We start from the raw sequence: 22,638 nt of genomic DNA, 5'->3' as shown, positions 1-22,638 counted from the left end.
GGCTGATTTTTGACTGAAAATTTCTAAAATTGTCCAGCTGGAAAATTTTTCTCCGTAGCCCGTTGCTTTCAGTAGATAAATATCGTTCCATCAACCGTCGATCGTGATGCCATTCTACGATCTCCAAACATCAAAAAAGAACAACCGGGAAACAATACTATGAAAAAGATCTCTGTCCTCCTGGCAGCGACGGCCCTGATTTCCGTCATGGCGACGTCGGCCTGGTCCAAGACCCTTGTCTATTGCTCCGAGGGCTCGCCGGAAGGCTTCGACCCGAGCCTCTACACGGCAGGCACGACCTTCGACGCGTCGTCGCGCACGGTCTATAGCCGTCTCGTCGAATTCAAGCATGGCGGCACCGAGATCGAGCCGGGCCTGGCCGACAGCTGGAGCGTTTCGGCCGACGGCAAGGAATACACCTTCAAGCTGCATCCGGGCGTCAAGTATCAGACCACCGACTTCTTCACGCCGACGCGTGACTTCAATGCTGACGATGTCATCTTCTCGTTCGAGCGCCAGCTCAAGGCTGACAATCCCTGGAACAAGTATGTCGAGGGCGGCTCTTACGAATATGCTGCCGGCATGGGCTTCCCGGAGCTGATCAAGTCGGTCGAGAAGGTCGATGACCTCACCGTCAAGTTCACCCTCAACCATCCCGAAGCGCCGTTCCTCGCCGACCTCGCCATGGACTTCGCCTCGATCGTCTCCAAGGAATATGCCGACAAACTCGCCGCCGACGGCAAAATGGCGCAGATGAACCAGCAGCCGCTCGGCACCGGCCCGTTCACCTTCGTCGCCTACCAGCCGGATGCCGTCATCCGCTACAAGGCCAACGAGACCTATTTCAAGGGCAAGGAAAAGATCGACGATCTGGTTTTCGCCATCACTTCTGACGCCGCCGTCCGCGCGCAGAAGCTGAAAGCCGGTGAATGCCACCTCATTCCTTATCCGAATGCGGCTGACGTCGCCGAACTCAAGAAGGACGAGAACCTGACCGTGCTCGAGCAGGCCGGCCTGAACGTTTCGTATCTCGCCTACAACACCTTGATTGCTCCATTCGACAAAGCCGAAGTCCGCAAGGCGCTGAACATGGCGATCAACAAGCAGGCGATCGTCGATGCCGTCTTCCAGGGTGCCGCGGCCGTTGCCAAGAACCCGATCCCGCCGACGATGTGGTCCTATAACGATGCCGTCGTAGACGACAAGTACGATCCCGATGCGTCGAAGAAGATGCTGGCAGATGCCGGCGTCAAGGATCTGAAGATGAAGATCTGGGCAATGCCGGTTTCGCGTCCGTACATGTTGAACGCGCGTCGCGCCGCCGAATTGATGCAGGCCGACTTGGCCAAGGTCGGCGTCGATGCGGAAATCGTCACCCATGAATGGGCCGAATATCTGAAGCTCTCGTCCGACAAGAATCGCGACGGTGCCGTCATCCTCGGCTGGACCGGCGACAACGGTGATCCCGACAACTTCATGGATACGTTGCTTGGCTGCGACGCTGTCGGCGGCAACAACCGCGCTCAGTGGTGCAACAAGGAATTCGACGATCTGATGACCAAGGCCAAGCAGACGGCCGACGTCGCCGAGCGCACCAAGGCTTATGAGCAGGCTCAGCTGATCTTCAAGAAGGAAGCTCCCTGGAATACGCTCGACCACTCGTTGGTCTTCGTTCCGATGAGCAAGAAGGTCTCGGGCTTCTTCATGGATCCGCTCGGCATCCACCGTTTCGACGGCGTGGACATTTCCGAATAATAAAAAATCTGTAAACTACCCGGTCAACGCCGGGTGCGGCCGGCGGTCAGGTTGCCCTGACCGCCGGAAACTATTGGAAAACCTGCTATGTTGCGTTTTTTCATCGGCCGCCTCGCGGTGCTGATCCCGACGTTTCTCGGTGTTTCGCTCATTGCCTTCTCGTTCATCCGCCTGATTCCCGGTGATCCGGTCATGCTTCTGTCGGGTGAACGTGTCATGGCGCCGGAACGTCACGCCCAGATCATGCACGATCTCGGCTTCGACCGGCCCATATATGTGCAGTATTTCGATTATATCGTAAAAGTGCTGCACGGCGATCTCGGCACCTCGATCGTCACCAAGCGGCCCGTTCTCGGCGAGTTCTTCACGTTGTTCCCGGCAACGCTGGAACTTTCGCTCTGTGCCATCATCATCGCGGTCTGTCTTGGCGTGCCCGCCGGCGTCTTTGCGGCCGTCAAGCGTGGCACCTGGTTCGATCAGAGCGTGATGGGTGTTGCCCTCATCGGTTATTCCATGCCGATCTTCTGGTGGGGCTTGCTGCTGATCATCTTCTTCTCCGGCTATCTCGGCTGGACGCCGGTTTCCGGTCGCATCTCACTGATGTATTTCTTCAAGCCGGTCACCGGCTTCATGCTGATCGACAGCCTGCTGTCAGGCCAGAAGGGCGCTTTCGCCTCGGCCGTCAGCTATCTCATTCTGCCGACCATCGTGCTGGCGACCATCCCGCTCGCCGTTATCGCCCGCCAGACGCGTTCGGCGATGCTCGAGGTTCTGGGCGAGGATTATGTCCGCACGGCGCGCTCGAAGGGCCTGAAGCCGCTGCGCGTCGTCGGCGTGCATGCGCTGCGCAATGCGATGATCCCCGTCATTACCACGATCGGCCTGCAGATCGGCGTCCTTCTTGCCGGCGCCATCCTCACCGAGACGATCTTCTCCTGGCCGGGCATCGGCAAATGGATGGTCGATTCGGTGTTCAAGCGCGATTATGCCGTGGTCCAGGGTGGCCTTCTCCTGATCGCCGGCGTCATCATGCTGGTCAATCTGATTGTTGATGTTCTCTACGGCTTCATCAATCCGCGCATTCGTCATTAGGAGCGGTTCATGAGCACCGTCACCGTCAAAACCGGTCAGCCATCCGCTGTTGCGGAGTTCTGGCATTATTTCTCTCGCAACAAGGGCGCCGTCATCGGCCTCGTGGTGTTCACCATCATCCTGGTCGTCGCAGTCTTCGCGCCGCTCTTTGCGCCGCATGCGCCGAACGAGCAGAACCGCCAGGTGCTGCTCGCCGTGCCGGCCTGGATGGAGGGCGGTAGCGCCTCCTTCCCGCTCGGAACGGATGCCGTCGGCCGCGATATCCTCTCGCGCCTGATCTATGGCGCGCGCTTTTCGCTCTTCATCGGCGTCGTCGTCGTCACACTTTCGGTCATCTGCGGGGTGCTGATCGGCCTCATCGCCGGATATTTCCGCGGCAAGGTCGACACCGCGATCATGCGCCTGATGGACATCATCCTGGCCTTCCCGTCGCTGCTGCTCGCGCTCGTGCTGGTGGCCGTCCTGGGGCCTGGCCTCACCAACGCGATGATCGCGATTTCGCTGGTCAATCAGCCGCATTTCGTGCGCCTGACGCGCGCCTCGGTCATTTCAGAGCGCGAGAAGGAATATGTGATCGCCTCGCGTGTCGCCGGTGCCGGCACCTTCCGGCTGATGTTCAAGACGATCCTGCCGAACTGTCTGGGGCCGCTGATCGTTCAGGCGACGCTCGCCTTCTCGGCGGCGATTCTCGATGCCGCCGCCCTCGGCTTTCTCGGCATGGGCGCCCAGCCACCGACACCGGAATGGGGTACGATGCTGGCCGAATCCCGTGAGTTCATCTCGCGCGCCTGGTGGGTGGTGACATTTCCGGGTCTTGCCATTCTCATCACCGTTCTCGCCATCAACCTGATGGGCGACGGCCTGCGCGATGCGCTCGATCCCAAACTGAAGAGGTCGTGATGTCGCTCCTCGAGATTGAAAATCTGACTGTCGAATTCCAGACCTCTTCCGGTCTGTTCCGCGCCGTCGACGGCGTGTCGCTTGCCTGCGACAAGGGCGAAATCCTGTCGGTCGTCGGTGAATCCGGCTCGGGCAAATCCGTTGCCATGCTGGCGCTGATGGGGCTTCTGCCCTGGACAGCGAAGATCACCGCCGACCGTCTGCAGTTCGACGGCAAGGATCTGCGCGGCATCTCCGCCCGGCAGCGCCGCAGGATCGTCGGCAAGGATATGGCGATGATCTTCCAGGAGCCGATGTCGAGCCTCAATCCGTGCTTCACGGTTGGCTTCCAGCTCGGTGAGACCCTGCGCTTTCACATGGGCCTCAACCGCAAGGAGCGCCGCCAACGCTCGATCGAGCTCTTGAATCTCGTCGGCATTCCGGCGCCGGAAGACCGCCTGTCGAACTTCCCGCATCAGATGTCCGGCGGCATGAGCCAGCGCGTCATGATCGCCATGGCGCTCGCCTGCAATCCGAAGCTGCTCATCGCCGATGAGCCGACGACCGCGCTCGACGTGACGATCCAGGCCCAGATCCTCGATCTGCTCGTTCGCCTGCAGAAGGAGCAGGGCATGGCGCTGGTGCTGATCACCCACGACATGGGTGTCGTCGCCGAAACCGCCGAGCGCGTGCAGGTGCAATATGCCGGCCAGAAGGTCGAGGAGCAGCCGGTGAGGGCGCTGTTCCGCGATCCGCATCATCCCTATACCGCAGCCCTGCTCGCGGCCCTCCCGGAACGCGCCAAAGTCGGCCAGCGCCTTCCCTCGATCGCCGGTGTCGTGCCCGGTCAGCACGGTCGCCCGACAGGCTGTCTTTTCGCGCCGCGCTGCGGCTTCGCCACGGTCGAATGCGATCGCGGCGTCGTTCGTCAGGGGCCGGAGTTGGGCCTGGCGCTCTGCAACTATCCTTTGAAGGACGGCAAGCCGCTCGGCCATCCGGGCGTGATAGCCGTTGAAACTGCAGGAGACCTCGTATGACGGATGCTGTTCTCGAGGGCAGGGATCTCGCCCGCTTCTACACCGTCAACCGTGGTTTCTTCAAAGCCGACGCCACCGTCAAGGCGCTGAACGGCGTCAGCTTCAGCCTCCATTCCGGCAAGACGCTCGCCGTCGTCGGCGAATCCGGCTGCGGCAAGTCCACGCTCGCCCGCCTGGTCACCATGATCGAGGATCCGACGTCAGGGCAGTTGCTGATCGACGGCAAGCCCGCCAATGTCGGCGACCGCAGCCTGCGCAGCCAGGTGCAGATCGTCTTCCAGAATCCGTACGGCTCGCTCAACCCGCGCCAGAAGGTCGGCTCGATCCTCGAAGAGCCGCTGAAGATCAACACCGATCTCAACGCCGCCGCCCGCCGCCGCAAGGTGGAGGAGATGATGGCGCGCGTCGGCCTGCGTTCGGAGCATTATGGCCGTTATCCCCACATGTTCTCAGGCGGCCAGCGTCAGCGCATCGCCATTGCCCGCGCCCTGATGCTGCGGCCGAAGGTGCTGGTGCTCGACGAACCGGTCTCGGCGCTCGATCTGTCGATCCAGGCGCAGGTGCTGAACCTCTTGATGGACCTGCAGAAGGAGATGGGTCTTGCCTATCTCTTCATCTCGCATGGCCTGTCCGTCGTCCATCATATCGCCGACGAGGTGATGGTGATGTATCTCGGCCGCCCGGTCGAAACCGGTCCCGCCGCCGAGGTCTTCGCCAGGCCGCGCCATCCCTATACGGCCGCCTTGCTGTCGGCCACGCCGATTGCCGATCCCGACCGCGAGAAGAGCCGCATCCGCCTGCAGGGTGAGCTGCCGTCGCCGTTGAAGCCGCCGTCGGGCTGCCACTTCAATCCGCGCTGCTGGAAGGCGCAGGACCATTGCCGCCAGGTTTCTCCCGAATTAAGGGGAGAGGGCGCACAACAATATGCCTGTCACTTCCCGCTCGATTGAGCGGGAAACATCGATTGGGAGGAATCATGTCGGAGCAGATGAACAAACCCCATGCGATCATCGTCATGGGGGTCAGCGGCTGCGGCAAATCCTCCGTCGGCGAAAAGCTCGCCGAGGCCCTGCACCTGGCCTTCGTCGAAGGCGATGCGCTTCATCCGGCCGCCAATGTCGAAAAGATGTCGAAGGGCATTCCGCTGACGGATGAGGACCGGATGCCCTGGCTCGACCTAATCGGCGAGGACATGCAGGCCTCGCTTGACAAGAGCGAGGGCATCATCGTCTCCTGCTCGGCGCTGAAGCGCGTCTATCGCGACCGGCTGCGGGCGGCTGTCGGCGGCAATCTGTCCTTCGTCTATCTCGAAGGCTCCAAGGCGCTGCTGACGAAGCGGATGGGCGAGCGCAAGGGCCATTTCATGCCGGTCTCGCTGCTCGAAAGCCAGCTGGCGACGCTTGAGGTGCCCACGGGCGAGCCGGGCGTCGCCACCGTCGATATCGACGACACGGTGGACGGCATCGCGGCGACCGCTCTCAAAGGTCTCGCTGCTCTCGGCATCACGGCTTGAAACGCTGCGGCGAATAGGCCGCAATATCGATGAACGGCGTCTCGCCGGTGATGAGTTCGGCAAGCACGCGGCCCGTCACCGGCCCGAGCGTCAGCCCGTGATGGGCATGGCCGAAGGCAAACCACAGGCCCTGATGGCGCGGCGCCTTGCCGATAACCGGCATCATATCGGGCGTGCAGGGGCGAGCACCCATCCAAGGCTCGGGATCGAGCCGCCTGCCGAGCGGGAAGATGGTGCGCGCGACGGCTTCGGCGCGGTCGAGCTGGACCGGCGTCTTCGGCGCGTCGAGCGTTGCAAACTCCGCCCCGGTCGTCAGGCGGATGCCGCGGTTCATCGGCGCCAGCAAATAGCCGCGTTCGGCATCGAGCATCCAGTTGTTGAGCACGGCATCGCCCTCAGCGGCATAATGCATGTGATAGCCGCGTTTGACCCCGAGTGGGAAGGAATAGCCGAGCCGGCGCGTCGCAACGGCCGCCCAGGGGCCGAGCGCTATGACGGTATCCTCGGCTTCGAGCGGACCCTCTGTCGTCATGATCTTCCAGCCGGAGCCGAACGGACCGAGCGAGGCGGCATCCCCGGTGACGAAACGGCCGCCGAGGCTTTCGAAATAGCGGCGATAGGCCGATGTCAGCGCATGCGGGTCGAGCACCGACCAGGGGTCGCGCCAGCGGATAGCACCGGCGAAATCGCCGGAAAGATCAGGTTCCATGCGGGCGATATCGGCCGGAGCCAGGCTGTCGTACTCCACCCCGAATTCATTCTGCCAAAGTGCTGCCTCCGCAAGAGCCGCGTCGCGCTTGGCCTGCGTGCGGAAAAGCTTGATCCAGCCATCCTTGCGGATCAGCGCTTCAGCCTGTGACGCTTCGATCAGGTCCTTGTGTTCGGCAATCGAATTTTCGATCAGCGGCGCATAAGCCCGCGTGATGAGCGCGTGGCGGCGCGCATTGGAGTTCCACCAGTAGCGGGCGAGAAAGGCGATCTGGCTCGGCAGCGTGCGCAGGTGATAATGCGCATCGATGCGGTTATTCAGCGCATAACGCAGCAAAAGCCCGAGCTGCTGGGGAAAGCCGTAAGGCGCGACACCTTCGCGCTGGATCAGGCCGGCATTGCCGAAGGAGGTTTCGTTGCCCGGATCCTTGCGGTCGATCAGCGTCACCTGCCGGCCGCGCCGCTGAAGATGGATGGCCGTGGAAACCCCGACGATGCCGGCGCCGAGCACGATTGCGTTCTTCGTCATTTCCCCTGCATTCCGCTTTGTTTGTCGGGGTGAAAATGCCCTTGCCGATGATGCGGCGCAAACGAAAAATCGCATTCATTTCAAAATCATTGCGCTTTTCAGTGCGGCATTTTCAGCCTTCACGCGGACATGGAGGATAAGCGCGTTGAGCAGGGAAAAGACAGCCGCGTAAAACGGCAGGTCGAAGGCGAGGGGAAGGACGGCGATCTCGCCGACGACGATCGCATAGTTCGGATGGCTGAGGAAACGATAGGGCCCGGATCGGACGAGCGGTGCGCCGGGCAGGATGATGATGCGCGTCGTCCAGCGGCCCTTGAGCGTCGCCAGCACCCAGAGCCGCAACCCCTGCAGCACCATGAACACGACAAACCAGAAGAGCTCGACCGGTCTTCCCGGTGCCAGCAGCCAGAGGCCGATGATCCAGGCCGTATGCAGCGCCACCATGACGGGATAGTGCTCTGCTGCCACCTCCCTGGCGCCTCGGGCGAGAAGGGCTGCGGTGTTGCGCTGGGCGAGCACGAGCTCGCCCAGCCGCTGCAGCGTCACGAAGGCCAGAAGCGCGATCGACGGCCACATCATGCCACTCTCCGCAGCGTCACGCAGCTCGCCGAAAATCCCGGCCCCATGGCGATCATCGCGGCACGCTCCGGCAATCCGGCGCGGATCGCCCGCTCCAGCACGAACAGAATGGTCGGCGACGACATGTTGCCATATTCGGCAAGCACGGCGCGCTCGTGATCGAGTGTGCCCGGAACCAGCGACAGTGCGCTCTCCATCGCGGCCAGCACCTTCATGCCCCCGGGATGGCAGATGAAGCGGCCGATATCCTCCGGCCTCAGCCCATTGCGCGCCAGAATGGTCGTCACCGCCGGGCCGAGCTCTCTCTCCGCAAAGGGCGGCAGCGATTGCGCCAGCACGATGCCGAAGCCGCCATCGTCGATCTTCCAGCCCATAATATCGAGCGTGTCGGGAAAGAGATGTTCGCCTGTTGATTCCACTTCCGCCAGCCCGCCTCCTCCCGCACGCAGCACGCAGGCGGCCGCGCCGTCGCCGAAAAGCGCTGTCGCGATGATGTTCGGCCGCGTCAGCTCGTCCAGCCGGAAGGCCAGCGTGCAAAGCTCGATCGAGATGAATAGCACGACGGCGCCCGGTCGGCTTTGCGCCAGCCGCGAGGCGATCGCAAAGCCGGACACCCCGGCTGCACAGCCGAGCCCGAAGACCGGCACGCGCTCGATGTCGGCACGGAAACCCATCCTGCGGGCAAGCTGCGCATCGAGGCTCGGCGTCGTAAAGCCGGTGGAAGAGACGGTCACGACACAGTCGACATCCCCGGCCTCAAGCCCTGCCTGACGAAGTGCGCAGCTGGCCGCCTCCACGAAAAGCCCGCCCGCCACCTCTGCATAGGCCTCCATCCGGTCCTGCCAACCATGCGGTTCGTCGAACCAGGAAAGCGGCCGCGCCGCATGACGCTTTTCGATGCCGGCGCTGTCGAAGACGCGGGCAAGATGGCGGAAATCCTCGAAACGGTCGGCAAACAGCCGGGCCGAGGCTTCGAGCGCTTGTTTTTGGAGGATGACATGTTCGGGGGCGGCGACGGCGAGGCTGATGAGTTTCACGGTATCGGTCACGGAATTCTCCTTGTCGTTCCCGGCGGAACGGATGGAAACACGCGAACGCCGAAATTATTCGGATCTGCGGGCTTCACGAAACCGTGATGTAAGAAATGCCAGGCGCAGCCGAATAAAGCCAGGCGCAGCGGTGTTCTCTCCTCGCAACGTCACTTTCGAGGAGTTTCCCCATGACGATCATGTCTGCCCGCATTGCTTCGATCATTCTCGGCGGCTGCCTTGCCGCATCTGTGTTCTCCGGTCCGGTCTTTGCCATCGGCGATAACAGCAGTGCAACGCCAGTCTGTAAGAAGGGCGAGATCTACGACCAGAAGACCAAGAAATGCGTCAAGCAGCAGAGCGCCAACATCTCCGACAAGAACCGCGCCGACTACGCCTATTCACTGGCCAAGGCCGGCCGTTATGAGGAGGCGCTTGCCATGCTCGACACGATCAAGGATCAGAACACGGCCGAAGTGCTGAATTATCGCGGTTACGCCACCCGTAAGCTCGGCCGCACCGACGAAGGCATCTCTTATTACCTGCAATCGGTGAAGATGGACCCGCAATATGCCAAGGTCCGCGAATATCTCGGCGAGGCCTATGTCATCAAGGGCCAGTTCGATCTCGCCAAGGAGCAGTTGAAGACGATCAAGGCGATCTGCGGCACCACCTGCGAGGAATATCAGGATCTGAACGCCGCGATCCTTAACCCCTCTAAGATCTGATCGGGAATCCACGGACAGGAAGATGGAAGCACGGAAGGGATATCTCAATGTCGGTCGCGCGCACCCAATTTCCTGCCTATAGTCCCGCGAGAATGGAATCGCCGGTTCATCCGGCGGTTCCGAAAGTTGTTGGATCGGCGGAGGCGACCATCGCGAGCGAAGCGGATATCAGGAGCGGCTTGACGGAAAATCTGGCAAGGCTCTGGCGTTATGGTCTCGTGCTCTCGCATCAGCGCGATGTTGCCGACGACCTGGTGCAGGCGACCTGCCTTCGCGCGCTGGAGCGCGCCGATCAGTTCATCCCCGGCACCCGGCTCGACCGCTGGCTGTTTTCGATCCTGCATTCGATCTGGCTGAACGAGATCCGCTCCCGCCGGGTGCGCCAGGGCCAGGGTTTCGTCGATGCCGGGGAAACACTGACCTTCGACGGCGCACACGACACTGAAGCGCATGTGATGGCCCATCAGGTGCTCAAGCAGGTGAATGCGTTGCCCGAGGCGCAGCGGACGGTGGTTTTCCTCGCCTATGTGGAAGGACTTTCCTATCGTGAGGTTGCAGGCATATTGGATATCCCGATCGGAACCGTGATGAGCCGGCTGGCGGCTGCCCGCGCCACGCTCTCCGGCGCCGGATCGGAAGGGGGACGGCAATGAACAGCAAACACACCATTCCCTCCGACGAGGACCTGACCGCCTTCATCGACGGCGAACTGACGGCCGAAGAGGCTACGCGCATCGAAGCCCTCGTCAGCGAAGATGAACACGTCGCCGAACGGCTGGAATTCCTGGCGCGCGCCAGCCTGCCGTTCGAGCAGGTCTTCGCCCCGCTGCTCGCCGAAGCCCCGCGTCAGAAGCTGGAGACGATGCTCGCCGCCATCCCGGCGCAGCAGCGCGCAAAATCCGCTTCTGCGCTGACATTCGCCAGCCGTCGCCGGTTCCTCGGCGCGCTCGCCGCCTCGCTCGTTGCCGGCATCGCGATCGACCGCGCCGTCATCGGCATCGGCGCACGCCTTTCGGCAAACGACGAAAACAGCGAATGGCGCAGCGTGGTCGCCGACTATATCTCGCTCTATACCCCGGAAACCCTGGCCGGCCCGGTGCCTGCCCGGGAGGCCCAGGCCGCCCAGCTCGGCCCGCTTGACGAGAAACTCGGCCTGTCGCTCTCCCCGGAAGCCGTCGCGCTTCCGGGCATCGATTTCAAGCGCGCGCTGCTCTTGCAATATGACGGCAAACCGCTTGCCCAGATCGCCTATCTCGACCCCGAAACCGGCCCGATGGCGCTGTGCATCGTCATGTCGGATGCCGGACCCAAGACGCCGGATCTCGAAAGCCGCAAGGGGATGAATGTCGTCTACTGGTCGAACGAGACGCATGCCTTCATGCTGATCGGTCGCGTTCCGGCCGACCGCATGAAGGAGTTGGGAGAGGACGTCAGGAGGAGACTTTCAGCCTGACTGCTATAGAGCGTCGCAATTTTTCAGATTCGCTCTTTAGCTTTTTGTTTTCCGCATGCCGTTATCGCAAGGCCGCCGTGCACTCTCGCACGGTATGCCTATTTCGCCGGATCGCAGCTATTTAATCCATCAGGCCACGCAAATATTGGCCATAATCGCCTTTGCCCGCTTTGGCGGCAATCTGGGCGAAATGCTCCTTGGTGATGAAGCCTTTGGCCAGCGCGATTTCCTCCGGGCAAGCGATCTTGAAGCCCTGGCGTTTTTCAAGGGTGCGGACGAACTCGCCGGCCTCGAGCAGGCTTTCGGGCGTGCCGGTGTCAAGCCAGGCATAACCACGGCCCATCATCGAGACGCGCAGCTTACCCCGCTCCAGATATGTCCTGTTGACGTCGGTAATCTCGTATTCGCCGCGCGCCGAAGGCTTTAGATTGGCGGCGATATCAACGACGTCGGCATCGTAAAAATAAAGGCCGGTGACGGCCCAGTGCGATTTCGGCTTCACCGGCTTTTCTTCAATCGAAATTGCAGTCATGTCGCTGCCGAATTCGACGACACCGTAACGTTCGGGATCGTGCACATGATAGGCAAATACGGTCGCGCCATCACCCTTCGATACACCCTCTTCAAGCAGTTCGGGCAGCCCGTGGCCAAAATAGATATTGTCTCCGAGGATAAGACAGGATGGCCCGCCCGCCACGAAATCTGCGCCGATAATATAGGCTTGGGCCAGTCCATCGGGGCTCGGCTGCACGGCATAGCTCAGAGACATGCCCCAATCGCTGCCGTCACCCAGCAACCGCTGGAAAAGCGGCATATCGTGCGGGGTGGAGATGATCAGAACCTCTCTGATGCCGGCCAGCATCAAGGTGGTCAGCGGGTAGTAGATCATCGGCTTGTCATAGATCGGAAGCAACTGCTTCGAGACCGAATGAGTCATCGGGTGCAGGCGAGTACCGCTGCCCCCCGCAAGCACAATACCTTTCATACGGCCTCCTTCGGCTCTTCCAAGAGCTTTGTCACAATAGCTCGCGTCGATACCTGCCACTCCGGCATGCTGACGCCATAAAGGCGCTTCAACTTATCGCAGCACAATCGGGAATTGGCGGGCCGCTTCGCGGCTGTGGGGTAATCGGCAGTCGCAATGTCCCTGACGGTGACACGCCTGCCGGTCTTTTCCTCGAGAATGGACAATATATTTCGAGCAAACTCGGCCCAGTTGGTTTCGCCGCTGCCGGCCAAATGAAAAACGCCGCGCAAGTCCGGGCTGGAATCCTTTGACAGTCTGGCCGCTATTTTGACGATAGCCACGGCGATGTCGTTGGCGGAGGTCGGGCAACCCAGTTGGTCGCTCACGACGCTTAGCTCGTCTCGCGTCTCCGCAAGCCTGAGCATGGTTTTCACGAAGTTATGGCCAAATGTCGAATAGACCCAAGCCGTCCGCAGGATCACATGGTTCTCATTGGCTGCGGCAACCGCATATTCGCCTTCGAGCTTCGATCTGCCGTAGACGGATACCGGTCCGACCGGGTCGCTCTCGACATAGAGTTCGGGCTTGTCTCCATCGAACACATAATCGGTCGAGAGATGGATGACGGGAATGGACAGCTCGGCAGCTGCGGCAGCGATGGCTCCTGCGCCGTCTCGATTGATGGCGAACGCCGCCGCCTCGTCGCTTTCGGCTTTGTCGACGGCAGTGTAGGCGGCCGACGACACGACGACGTCGGGTTTGAGCTTCGCAATGGTTTCACTCACCATAGAAGGCGCGAGCAAATCCAACTCGGGCCTGCCGATGGCGATGACCTCGATGTCAGGCGCCTTGAGCGCTTGCAACGCAGACGTGACCTGGCCGCTCTTGCCTGTTACCGCGATGCGCATCTCACACCTTTTTCAACACGCCAAGGCGTTCACCGGAATACACACCCTCGCGCAGCGGCTGCCACCACCATGCATTTTCCAGATACCAGTCGACGGTCTTGCGGATGCCGCTGTCGAAATTCTCCAGTGCTTTCCAGCCGAGTTCAGTCTCGAGTTTGGTCGCGTCGATAGCGTAGCGGGCATCGTGGCCCGGCCGATCGGTAACGTAGCTTATAAGATCGCTATGCGGTGCATGTCCTGGCCGGACTTCATCCATGATCGCGCAGACACGCTCGACGACATCGATGTTCCGCCGCTCGTTGCGCCCGCCGACATTGTATTTTTCGCCGAGACGGCCCCGTTGCACGATCAGCCACAGCGCTCGTGCGTGATCGTCGACATAGAGCCAGTCGCGAATGTTGGAGCCGCTTCCGTAGACGGGCAATGGCTTCCGTTCCAGCGCATTCAATATGATGAGGGGGATGAGCTTTTCCGGGAAATGAAAAGGACCGTAATTGTTCGAACAGTTGGAAATGATCACCGGCAGGCCGTAAGTCCGCTCCCACGCCGTTGCCAGGTGATCGCTGGCCGCCTTGGATGCGGAGTAGGGAGAGGACGGATCGTAAGGCGTCGTCTCGGCAAACAGCCCGTCTTCACCCAGCGAACCGTAGACTTCGTCGGTGGACACGTGCAGCATCCTGAATGCCGCCTTTTCGTCCGCCGGAAGGCCTTGCCAATATTGCCGCGCAGCCTCCAGCACGCTGAAGGTGCCATTTATATTCGTTTCGATAAAATCCGCCGCCCCGGTGATCGACCGGTCGACGTGGCTTTCCGCCGCCAGATGCATGACGTAATCGGGACGAAACTCCTCGAAAGCGCTGCTGACCGCGCTTCGGTCGCAAATGTCGGCTTTGAGAAACCTGTAGTTCGGAGCATTCTCGATCGCTTTCAGCGAGGCGAGATTGCCGGCATAGGTCAGCTTGTCGATATTGAGGACGTCGGCGCCGACCTCACTGACGAGATAGCGCACCAATGCCGAACCGATGAAGCCAGCGCCACCTGTTACAAGAACACGCATGAGGCCCTCCGTTTTACGAAAATTGAAAATATGCGGGGAGTTCGGAAAGCAATGGCTGTTTGTTGTCCTTATCAGAAAGAACGTAGGCATCCATCTGCGGCCACTCGATCCCGATCTCGGCATCGTTCCACCGCAGGCCGCGGTCATGCTCGGCGCTGTAGGGAGCCGTGACCTTGTAACTGATGATCGTCTCGGGCTGCAAAGTTACGAACCCATGCGCAAATCCGGCCGGCACCCAAAGCTGTGAGCCATTCTCCGGCGACAGTTCTGCAGAAACCCACTTTCCGTAGGTCGGAGAGCCATGCCTGATATCGACGGCCACATCCAGCAGCGCGCCGCGCAGGCAGCGCACCAACTTGCCTTGGGCGAAGGGAGACAGCTGAAAATGCAATCCCCGAACGGTCCCCGGTTGCGCTGAAAGAGACTCATTGTCCTGCACGAAAGAAACGTCGGCCACGTTGGTGCGGAACCAGGAATCTTTGAAGACTTCGCTGAAATAGCCCCTCGAGTCACCGAATCTGGCGGGAGTGATCCTTTTGACGTCCCCGATCCCCAGTTGTTCTACATTCAATGCATACATCCTTGCATTAGGCTCGATCGCTGAATTGTGACAGCAACCAACGCCGGCAATATAGCCAATCGTGCTGCTGAGCACATACCGCGCCGGGGCCGGGACAGCAAGATGAGAATCCAGTTCTGCCAGCGGATGCGTGAAAGGTGCCGGCTCGCCTCTATCCGAGACTGCAAGGCGCCTTTGGAGTGGCATAACCGCTGCTGCCAGCGAGAATTCACGCCCGACATGCTTTGAATTTCAGTTGGCGCTTGGCAGAGGTGACGATCATGCTTTATGGCGCACGCTGGCACATCGACCGCATGGGGTTGCGATATGTGTGGTGAAACAGCGGATCGACAAATCGCCGGGCGCCCCGTTATACGAGCTGGATCGGAGTTATTCAGTTGATAGAAATTCTTTGCGCGACCTATAATGGAATGCGCTATCTTCGGGAGCAGATTGCATCCATTGAGGCGCAGACGCTCACCGACTGGCATGTGACGTTCTTCGACGACGGCTCAACGGATGGTACCGTCGAAATGCTCGAAGCTCTGGTTGCAAAGGATGCGCGCTTCCGCTTGACACGAAATCCCGTCAATCTCGGCTTTTGCGGTAACTTCCTCAACAACCTTTCGAATCTCAAAAATGCTGACGCTTATGCGTTCTGCGACCAGGATGACATTTGGTATCCGGAAAAACTAAAACGTGCGTTCGACTGGCTGTCGCGGATCGACCCTGGCACACCGGCAGTTTATTTCGCTCGGACCGAAATTGTCGATGAACAACTCAATCATGCAGGAATGTCGCCCGAGTTCAAACTCGAACCAAGTTTTCGCAACGCCCTGGTCCAGAGCATCGGTGGAGGCAACACCATGATGTTCAATCAGGCGGCAAGGGATCTTGTGGTCAACACATTGCCGAAAACACGTCTCATTTCCCACGACTGGTGGTTCTATATTGTTGTGGCAGGCTGCGGCGGCGTGGTCCGATACGATGCGGAACCGGTGTTGAAATACCGCCAGCACGCCACCAACCTGGTTGGCGCCAACAACGGTATCTCAATGCAAGTCGCCAGATTGTGGATGGCTTTTCGGGGGCAATGGCGTGCGTGGAACACGGCTCACGAAGAGGCGATCAAGACCTTCGAGGATCGTCTTACCCCCGAAAATCGCGCCGCTTTCCAGGCTTTTCAGCGGGCTCGCAACGGTGATTGGCCCTTTGAGCGATTGTCGGTGCTCAAGCGAACCGGGATAAAGCGCCAAAGCACGCTCCAGACCAAATTTCTTCCCATCCTCGCTCTCCTGAACAGATTGTAGGCGTAGCCTCCTTATCTTCGGCTTCGAAGGAAGCAGGCCTCTTGAGGCAGGTAAACGCAACGTCGCGTTCAAGTTAGAAGGCACAGCGATATCGACCTTGTTGTCTCTGAGCGAGAGACGTCGATAGCAGTCACTGGATCGAGATCTAGCCGCGAACGACGGGCGCAAAGCCTGTGCTGCCGCGATCCGCACAAATGAGGGCGACGAGGTAGGCGAAGATCGGATCCAGAGCCTTCTGATTGAACATGATGCCAAAGCTGCCCGTGATCACGTAGCTGCTGACGAGCAGAAGAGCGAGCGCGATGGAGATGTCCCGGCCCGGCCCCGCTTCCTTTCTCCACGCGCCTATCACGGGCGTCATGAGCATCAGGCAAAGCGCTGCAATGCCGATAACGCCGGCGTCGATTCCCGCGGTCAGAAAGCCGTTGTGGACATGCGAGAAGGGCAACTGCGGCCTTATGTTATCGGGGAGTTCCGCCAGGACCGAAGCCATCCGGTTTTGCGGGCCATAACCCGTCAACGGGTCCTTACGGATTGCCGATAGCGCGCCTTTGTACAAAGCGATCCGCGCGCTGAGCGATGTGATCTCGCCGTCGCTGCGTTCGAGTGTTGTCAGATCTCCCTGGAGCGCCTGGATGCGATCGAGGATTTGGCCGCTGCCCAAGGCGACAATTCCCGCCAACAGCAGGGAGCCGGTAATGGCCAGGCTGCGCAAACTCAGATGGAAGCTGTGTTTGCGAAAATACCAGAGAAAGATGACGATATGGACGGGAATGACCAGCCAGGCTGAGCGCGTTCCCGAAAGCAGCACGCAGCCGAGACCCGCGGCATATCCCAATATCGCAATTCTTTGCTCTACGCTTCTGGGAGATTGAACGTTGAGAAGCGCAATGCCGCCGAAAAGAACGCCTATGACTCCGAGGAGTGCAGCGTTCGAAGTTCCCGCCTCTGCCCTCGGCATCAGAAAGATGATCTGCAGCAGACTGAAAAGAAAGGTCAGGATCATGCCGATGCCGGCGCCGAGGATAAAGAGTGGCACGAGACGGCCATCGGGAGAGTGGCGCATCCGTGGCAAGATCAGCCAGACCGAAAAGAAAGGCAGGAGCCGGAATATCCAGTCCAGTTCCTCGGAGTAAGGTGGATTGATGAATATGCTCGCGATCATCACCAACGGGTAGATCGACATGCCGATGGCAACCAGTCGGTCGGATCTCGACAGGTTCAATGCAAGTCGGCCTGTCGCCAGACAATAGATGCCCCACACCATGGACGCGAGGAGGATGAAGGAGTTGAAGTTCGACGAAAGTCCTGGAAGGATTGCAAAGGCAAAGACCGCAATGCGGTTATTTCGGTCGAGCGAATCTCCCGTCCCATTCTCCGGACCAAGAACCGCTATTTTGAGTTGTCTGAAGTAATTCAATTTGCCGGTCCTGACCGTGCCCACGCTGCCTCGCTAAGGATCGTGGTCACCACTGTCAAGCTGTGGATGTCGGTGCAATCTATGGCTTTATTCAACGTTGTATTCCGGCAACAGGAAGTCTGGATGAACGTGTTTCTATTCGATGATGGGCGGAAAGCGTATGCGACAATTGGGCCAGCTTTGCCAGAAAACACGCCTGAGGTGCGCTTGATTTGAAAATTTGATCGTCAAACGGCATGATCGATGCCCTACCAGAGCGATAGGCCACTGTCCTCTGAAAAGCCGCAGATCGGCAGTGGCGATGGGATAGTCGAGGCAGGCCGCTGACAGAGAGCATCGAAGGTTCTGGCCCCAGCTTTTCACAGATGTGCCTTGAGCTTTGCGCCAAGGAATGGGTCTGCCTTGCAACGCCGCCTGGAGAGGTCGTAGCCCTCTCCAGGCGTGATCGCGTATCGGGACACAAAGCGATAGCTAGCATGGCATTCCATCTCAGGAAAAACCCTTGTGAGCAAGTGGATCAAATCTGCTCGTAGACGCTTCCGTTGTAGAATGGATGAGCAGTCCGGAGACGCTGATAGATCGCTTCGTCGTCGCCTGGCGCAATCCCCTGGAACGTCGAACGGCGCGAATTCGCCGTTTTGCGGTCTGGCCTGATGGGACCGGAAGGCTGGCGCGTACCGATCGCGCTGTTTCGAGAACGGTACGCCGACCTCGAGCAAATCGCTAATCCAAATCCTTCCACGTCAGAGGCTGGCCTCGGCTAAGGTCGTGTGCAGCCTTTCTGCCGATGACGTCCGGAAGATGCTTCGGCGGCATGCCATATCCCGGGCGGATCGAACGAACGTGAGCGTGGGTGATTGTTTCACCAGCCTTGACGTCTTGCACTACGAATAATGACCGGCGGAATTTCTCGCTTCCGCGTTCACTTTTGGAGAGGTTATAGCTAACTGACCCAAGGGCCTCCCACGCACTGCGGCAGTCAGAAACAAGTCTGGCGAGTTCATCGGGCTCTAGCGAGAAAGAAGAATCCGGTCCACCGTCATCTCGTGACAAGGTGAAGTGTTTCTCAATGACGCGGGCACCAAGGGCAACGCTGGCGACAGCTGCGGCGGTACCGGGAGTATGATCCGACAACCCGCCGATGACCTGGAATGCTTCCTTCATGTGCGGGATCGTTCGCAGTCTCGCATCGGTGAACGGGGCGGGATAAGCGCTTGTGCAGTGCAATAGAATAATTTCGGAAGCGCCGTTGTCGCGTGCCGTTTGCACGGCTGCCTGGATTTCTGCGAGATCGGCCATGCCCGTCGAAATGATCATGGGTTTTCCGCGTCTCGCGACCGCAGCCACCAGTGGCAGGTCGATGACTTCGAATGAGGCAAGCTTGTAGGCCGGAGCGTCAAGGCCTTCGAGAAGCTCGATTGCGGTTTCATCGAAGGGCGTCGAGAGCGGGATGATACCTCTGCTTCTAGCATGTGAAAACAATTCGGCGTGCCATTCATATGGGGTGAACGCCTCGCCATAGAGATCGTACAAAGTGCGCCCATCCCAGAGGCCGCCGCTTATTCGGAAATATTCATTGTCGACGTCAATGGTCAGTGTGTCGGGAGTATAAGTCTGGAACTTCACGGCATCTGCGCCACATTCGGCCGCAACATCGATCGACTTCAAGGCGCGGCCGATATCTCCCAGATGGTTGGCGGAAAGCTCGGCAATGATAAATGGCGGTTGATCGTCCGCAATGCGGCGACCAGCAATAGAGATCTCATGTTGCGTCATCTGCGATCCTTGGAGTTTTGCTCTCATAATTACCCATGCATATTCGTCAACGCAACTCGGTGTTCGAGACGATGACAGCGACCCCAGCTTCGGCAAAGCGGGCTCTGTGCCGCGATCGCGGAAGCACACGATGGGTGGTGACGCGAATTATTCTGTTACCAGGTACGAAGTCAGCGGCTTTGCCCGATCGCATAGAGCAGGAGGCAAAGCCGATAATTTTACGGTTATAATTGTAAGGCTCGTGGATGCCGCGACGATTGGAGAACAGGATGGAGGCGGGGGCCGTTATCCGAAGAGCCTCTCGTGTTTATATTCGGCAATCGCCCAATCTTCCTCGGTGTCGATATCCTGCATGCGCTCCGCCGGTACCACGATCGACCCGGTGTTGCTGCCCATAAGCATGTGAGTGCGCAGGAAGGCCGCAGTTCGGAACCAGTACCACTGACCCACGTCATGGTAAGCCGTCGGCAAATCCTGGCTACGGACATTGAGGTTTTCTGGGAAATTCAAAAGCACCCTGCCTGCCGCGTCCCGCGCCAGCGATCGCCAGATCGGGTAGGAAAAGGCTGCGATCGGCATCACGACGTCGAAATCGCTGTCCTCGAGGCGTGCCCGTCCGTTGGCCAGGTCTCCGCCCTGTACAAACGGCGCGGTCGGATAAAGACAGCAGCCCAGCGTGTAGTTGTGCCCAATATTGCTGAGTTGCCCGAGGACCTCTTCCAGGACATCGGCGGTCGTTGCGTGGTCGTTGGACGTACGAGCCGACCGCAGGAAGGGCACCTCAGCTCCCGCCGCGCGGGCGACGTCCGCGATCTCGTCGTCGTCGGTCGAAACCAGGACCGAGTCGAAAGCGCCGGACATCAAAGCAGCCTCAACCGACCAGAGAAGCATCGGGCGACCGCGGAAAGGACGAATATTCTTCCGAGGAATGCGCTTGCTGCCACCGCGGGCCGGAATGATGCAAACGGCGTTCGAGCCCTTGTTCAAGCCTCGAACCCACCCTCGATCATTGAGGCGTCAAGGGGCTTCCCGAAAGCGATGTCGCGCGCGGCACGCCCGCCGAGCAAGGCATCGAAATGCTTCGCTTTCATGCCGAAGCCGGGGCGGATCGATCGCAGATTGACGTCGGTAAACATTTCGACCTTTCTGACAGGCTTACGCTGCAACTACTGGGCCGCTCCATCAATCTCAGCACTGGCGGCACGTGCACTGTGACAAACGGATGTAATAGCCATACCGTCTCCTATTAGCGTCAACATATTCGCCTATGCAATCGCTATTCCTATGCCGATGCGGCGGATTGCCGTTCAGTTTCGTGAGCCGTGAAAGATTCTGCGCACCGCAAAATTCCGATACTCTTTTGGTCCTGCCGATAATATGAAGCACGGCGAGCGGCATGCTTGCGCGTTCCGCAATGCAATGGCCCGCGCAGTGACTGCAAGATTGAAGAACCAGTCGAGGATATGCCCTTTATGATAGCTGAATCGGCTTTGACGGATAAGCCTCGGACGGTCGCAGTTATCGTCACATATCAGCCTGATCCCGAAGCGCTGTATCCGCTTATAGAGAGCATCCGCACCCAAGTTGATGGTATCTGTCTGGTCGATAATGGCGACGGGACGAAGCTTCCTTCGTTCGTTTACGACTTCAATATCGAGGTCATCTGTCTGGGCGAGAATTACGGCATCGCCTACGCGCAAAATGTTGCGATCCGCCGAGCCGAGGCGCGGGGTTGTGAATACATCCTGCTGTTGGATCAAGATAGCGTGCCTGCCGCTGGAATGGTCCGGCAACTCATAACCGCTCTCGAAGGCTTGAAGGAAAGGGGGATTGCGGTAGCGGCTGTGGGGCCGAGCTATCTCGACCATCGCCAAGGCGAAACGGCGCCTTTTGTATATCGACAAGGGCTGAAGCTTAAGAGGCGTCCCAGGTCGGAGCAAGAGGAAACAAGCAGTGCCGATTTTCTGATTGCCTCAGGTTCTCTTATTCCCGTCGCCGTCTTCAAGAGTGTTGGTCATATGGAGGAGGGGCTATTCATTGATTATGTCGATATCGAGTGGGGCCTGCGTGCCAAGGAAAAGGGTTTCGGCTTATTTGGCGTGAACGATGCCTTCATGGAACATTCGATGGGGGACGAATGGATTGATTTCAACGGCCGCAGCGTCCCGGTTCATAGCCCTTTGAGGCACTATTATGCGGTTCGCAATGCTGTCTGGCTCATCCGGCGGCGATGGATCGGCTGGGCATGGCGCTTTATATTGGCTCTGCGCATTTTCCGTCAGTTCGTCTTTTTTAGTGTGTTTGGGGTTAAGAGGTGGCACCATTCGAAAATGATGCTTCTCGGAATCTACCATGGCCTGATCGGCCGAACGGGTCGATTGTAATCGGCTCCTTCGTAGGTGGTCCCCGATGATGGAAAGCGGCTTCGCTGCCATGGACTTCACGCCCGAGCAGATCGACGCTTTTTTCCTCGCTGCGTCGAAACTTTGACGATTATCGGGAGAAATACAGGACGTCGCCGTCTCTCTTGAAAAGGACCATCCCGGCAGCAACGGCAACTTTCGCAGAGGCTATGTTGTCGGCCTTTACTTTAGCGCGGACTGTGTGTGTAGGGGCTGTTTCTTCGGCGGCCATCTGAACCATGCGCTTCGCCAATCCGCGCCCGCGAGCATCAGGGGCAACCGTCCAAGATAGCTCTGCGGTTCCATTCGGCTCGCGGTCTATCCTGACGGTTCCGACCGGGATTCCATCTTCCTCGGCAACAAGGAGGCTCCTAGCGGTATTGTTGAGCGTAGCCGTAAGCCACGCAACATGAGAATCATACTCGATCTCTTCGGTGGAGATGCTAGCCGCTCGTGTGGCAGGGTCGTTTCGCCAATCGAAAAGCGCCTTCGCGTCGGAGATTGTTGCCTTACGAAGTATCAACACAGTGGCTCGTCCCTTCGATTTAGCCGCCAATGCAAGCGGGACTCGTCATCAACATTCCACATTAGACCCTAGGCCAGACCGCCACATTGTAGAAGGGTGTGATTCCCTCAGTCTTTCAAAGATAGCATCATCATCGCCAGGCTTGAGGCCGTCGAGGGTCGAACGGAACGCCGCAAGTGATTTTGCCTCGGAGGCTTCCAGGGCAGCGCTCATCTCGCTCTTTGCTGGTAAGACCTCGACCTAAATTGTTGGGCCGCCGGGTGCTTAAGCGTAGCCGAGCTGCGCACCAGCTACGTAGCTTGGCGTGCCGTAAGCACTGAACCGCACCGGGTTTGCCGGAGGCCGTTTGGTTTAAGTTATGCAGCCATGGCTGGTTCGTCCAGCATGGCGTAGTACTGCTCCTCGGCTTCGG

The 22,638-nt window shown here is 59.3% G+C and carries 23 protein-coding genes; 11 read left to right on the top strand and 12 right to left on the bottom strand.

Annotation, left to right across the window (positions count from 1 at the left end):
* Positions 1–159 precede the first annotated feature (159 nt).
* From FHT79_RS27240 to FHT79_RS27215, 6 genes are all read left to right on the top strand, one after another.
* Entirely contained in the window at positions 160–1,755 is a 1,596-nt protein-coding gene (locus FHT79_RS27240; protein WP_018244874.1) for an ABC transporter substrate-binding protein, read from the top strand.
* Between the two features lie 87 nt (positions 1,756–1,842).
* Positions 1,843–2,847, top strand: a complete 1,005-nt coding sequence (locus FHT79_RS27235; RefSeq protein ID WP_018244875.1) for an ABC transporter permease subunit — start codon at positions 1,843–1,845, stop codon at positions 2,845–2,847.
* Positions 2,848–2,856: 9 nt separating this feature from the next.
* Positions 2,857–3,747 (top strand): ABC transporter permease subunit, encoded by an 891-nt coding sequence (locus tag FHT79_RS27230; protein ID WP_183904509.1) that lies wholly within the window; start codon positions 2,857–2,859, stop codon positions 3,745–3,747.
* Positions 3,747–4,763: an ABC transporter ATP-binding protein gene (locus tag FHT79_RS27225; protein WP_183904508.1), complete on the top strand. Its 1,017-nt coding sequence runs from the start codon at positions 3,747–3,749 to the stop codon at positions 4,761–4,763. Before FHT79_RS27230 ends, FHT79_RS27225 begins: the two co-directional genes overlap by 1 nt.
* Positions 4,760–5,713, top strand: a complete 954-nt coding sequence (locus FHT79_RS27220; RefSeq protein ID WP_063476362.1) for a peptide ABC transporter ATP-binding protein — start codon at positions 4,760–4,762, stop codon at positions 5,711–5,713. The genes FHT79_RS27225 and FHT79_RS27220 overlap by 4 nt, the downstream gene beginning before the upstream one ends.
* Before the next feature lie 23 nt (positions 5,714–5,736).
* Positions 5,737–6,276 carry a gluconokinase gene (locus FHT79_RS27215; RefSeq protein WP_183904551.1) on the top strand — a complete coding sequence of 180 codons (540 nt, stop codon included), beginning with the start codon at positions 5,737–5,739 and terminating at the stop codon, positions 6,274–6,276.
* Here the strand turns inward: FHT79_RS27215 and FHT79_RS27210 are convergent.
* From FHT79_RS27210 to FHT79_RS27200, 3 genes are all read right to left on the bottom strand, one after another.
* A complete protein-coding gene (locus tag FHT79_RS27210; protein ID WP_183904507.1) occupies positions 6,266–7,513 on the bottom strand; it encodes an FAD-binding oxidoreductase in 1,248 nt (415 codons plus the stop codon). The two genes, FHT79_RS27215 and FHT79_RS27210, sit on opposite strands and share 11 nt — an antisense overlap.
* A 75-nt stretch (positions 7,514–7,588) precedes the next feature.
* Complete coding sequence (locus tag FHT79_RS27205) at positions 7,589–8,092, bottom strand: isoprenylcysteine carboxylmethyltransferase family protein (protein WP_183904506.1); 504 nt, start codon at positions 8,090–8,092, stop codon at positions 7,589–7,591.
* Positions 8,089–9,141: a type III polyketide synthase gene (locus tag FHT79_RS27200; protein ID WP_097545274.1), complete on the bottom strand. Its 1,053-nt coding sequence runs from the start codon at positions 9,139–9,141 to the stop codon at positions 8,089–8,091. Before FHT79_RS27200 ends, FHT79_RS27205 begins: the two co-directional genes overlap by 4 nt.
* Positions 9,142–9,311: 170 nt before the next feature.
* Here FHT79_RS27200 and FHT79_RS27195 point away from each other — a divergent pair, with 170 nt between their 5' ends.
* The 3 genes from FHT79_RS27195 to FHT79_RS27185 are packed head-to-tail and all read left to right on the top strand — an operon-like array spanning position 9,312 to position 11,301.
* Positions 9,312–9,848 (top strand): tetratricopeptide repeat protein, encoded by a 537-nt coding sequence (locus FHT79_RS27195; protein WP_028758270.1) that lies wholly within the window; start codon positions 9,312–9,314, stop codon positions 9,846–9,848.
* A 47-nt stretch (positions 9,849–9,895) separates the two neighbouring features.
* Entirely contained in the window at positions 9,896–10,501 is a 606-nt protein-coding gene (locus FHT79_RS27190; RefSeq protein ID WP_183904505.1) for an RNA polymerase sigma factor, read from the top strand.
* A complete protein-coding gene (locus FHT79_RS27185; RefSeq protein WP_183904504.1) occupies positions 10,498–11,301 on the top strand; it encodes an anti-sigma factor in 804 nt (267 codons plus the stop codon). The genes FHT79_RS27190 and FHT79_RS27185 overlap by 4 nt, the downstream gene beginning before the upstream one ends.
* 121 nt (positions 11,302–11,422) lie before the next feature.
* On the opposite strand, the gene rfbA is transcribed toward FHT79_RS27185, so the two are convergent.
* The 4 genes from rfbA to rfbC are packed head-to-tail and all read right to left on the bottom strand — an operon-like array spanning position 11,423 to position 14,813.
* Positions 11,423–12,286, bottom strand: a complete 864-nt coding sequence (rfbA, locus tag FHT79_RS27180; RefSeq protein WP_028758267.1) for a glucose-1-phosphate thymidylyltransferase RfbA — start codon at positions 12,284–12,286, stop codon at positions 11,423–11,425.
* A complete protein-coding gene (gene rfbD, locus FHT79_RS27175) occupies positions 12,283–13,176 on the bottom strand; it encodes a dTDP-4-dehydrorhamnose reductase (protein WP_183904503.1) in 894 nt (297 codons plus the stop codon). The genes rfbA and rfbD overlap by 4 nt, the downstream gene beginning before the upstream one ends.
* Before the next feature lies 1 nt (position 13,177).
* Complete coding sequence (gene rfbB / locus FHT79_RS27170; RefSeq protein WP_183904502.1) at positions 13,178–14,233, bottom strand: dTDP-glucose 4,6-dehydratase; 1,056 nt, start codon at positions 14,231–14,233, stop codon at positions 13,178–13,180.
* Positions 14,234–14,246: 13 nt separating this feature from the next.
* Complete coding sequence (gene rfbC / locus FHT79_RS27165) at positions 14,247–14,813, bottom strand: dTDP-4-dehydrorhamnose 3,5-epimerase (protein WP_049812605.1); 567 nt, start codon at positions 14,811–14,813, stop codon at positions 14,247–14,249.
* 377 nt (positions 14,814–15,190) lie between these two features.
* Between rfbC and FHT79_RS27160 the strand changes: the two genes are divergently transcribed.
* Positions 15,191–16,102, top strand: coding sequence for a glycosyltransferase family 2 protein (locus tag FHT79_RS27160; protein WP_183904501.1), 912 nt, complete (start codon positions 15,191–15,193; stop codon positions 16,100–16,102).
* A 145-nt stretch (positions 16,103–16,247) separates the two neighbouring features.
* On the opposite strand, the gene FHT79_RS27155 is transcribed toward FHT79_RS27160, so the two are convergent.
* The 4 genes from FHT79_RS27155 to FHT79_RS27140 all read right to left on the bottom strand — a co-directional run bounded on the left by FHT79_RS27155 (position 16,248) and on the right by FHT79_RS27140 (position 20,464).
* Positions 16,248–17,522, bottom strand: a complete 1,275-nt coding sequence (locus tag FHT79_RS27155) for an O-antigen ligase family protein (RefSeq protein WP_183904500.1) — start codon at positions 17,520–17,522, stop codon at positions 16,248–16,250.
* 723 nt (positions 17,523–18,245) lie between these two features.
* Entirely contained in the window at positions 18,246–19,298 is a 1,053-nt protein-coding gene (gene pseI / locus FHT79_RS27150; RefSeq protein ID WP_183904499.1) for a pseudaminic acid synthase, read from the bottom strand.
* 285 nt (positions 19,299–19,583) lie between these two features.
* Entirely contained in the window at positions 19,584–20,285 is a 702-nt protein-coding gene (pseF, locus tag FHT79_RS27145; RefSeq protein WP_183904498.1) for a pseudaminic acid cytidylyltransferase, read from the bottom strand.
* Complete coding sequence (locus FHT79_RS27140) at positions 20,282–20,464, bottom strand: SAF domain-containing protein (RefSeq protein ID WP_281414620.1); 183 nt, start codon at positions 20,462–20,464, stop codon at positions 20,282–20,284. The genes pseF and FHT79_RS27140 overlap by 4 nt, the downstream gene beginning before the upstream one ends.
* A 306-nt stretch (positions 20,465–20,770) precedes the next feature.
* Between FHT79_RS27140 and FHT79_RS27135 the strand changes: the two genes are divergently transcribed.
* Positions 20,771–21,682 (top strand): glycosyltransferase family 2 protein, encoded by a 912-nt coding sequence (locus FHT79_RS27135; RefSeq protein WP_052213356.1) that lies wholly within the window; start codon positions 20,771–20,773, stop codon positions 21,680–21,682.
* 109 nt (positions 21,683–21,791) lie between these two features.
* Here the strand turns inward: FHT79_RS27135 and FHT79_RS27130 are convergent, their stop codons facing one another.
* Positions 21,792–22,226, bottom strand: coding sequence for a GNAT family N-acetyltransferase (locus FHT79_RS27130; protein ID WP_245294605.1), 435 nt, complete (start codon positions 22,224–22,226; stop codon positions 21,792–21,794).
* Positions 22,227–22,638 lie beyond the last annotated feature (412 nt).

This window comes from Rhizobium sp. BK212 (assembly GCF_014197475.1).
GTDB classification, from domain to species: domain Bacteria; phylum Pseudomonadota; class Alphaproteobacteria; order Rhizobiales; family Rhizobiaceae; genus Rhizobium; species Rhizobium anhuiense.
The sequence above is the reverse complement of the archived record's forward strand: the minus strand, read 5'-3'. Positions and strand labels throughout refer to the sequence as shown.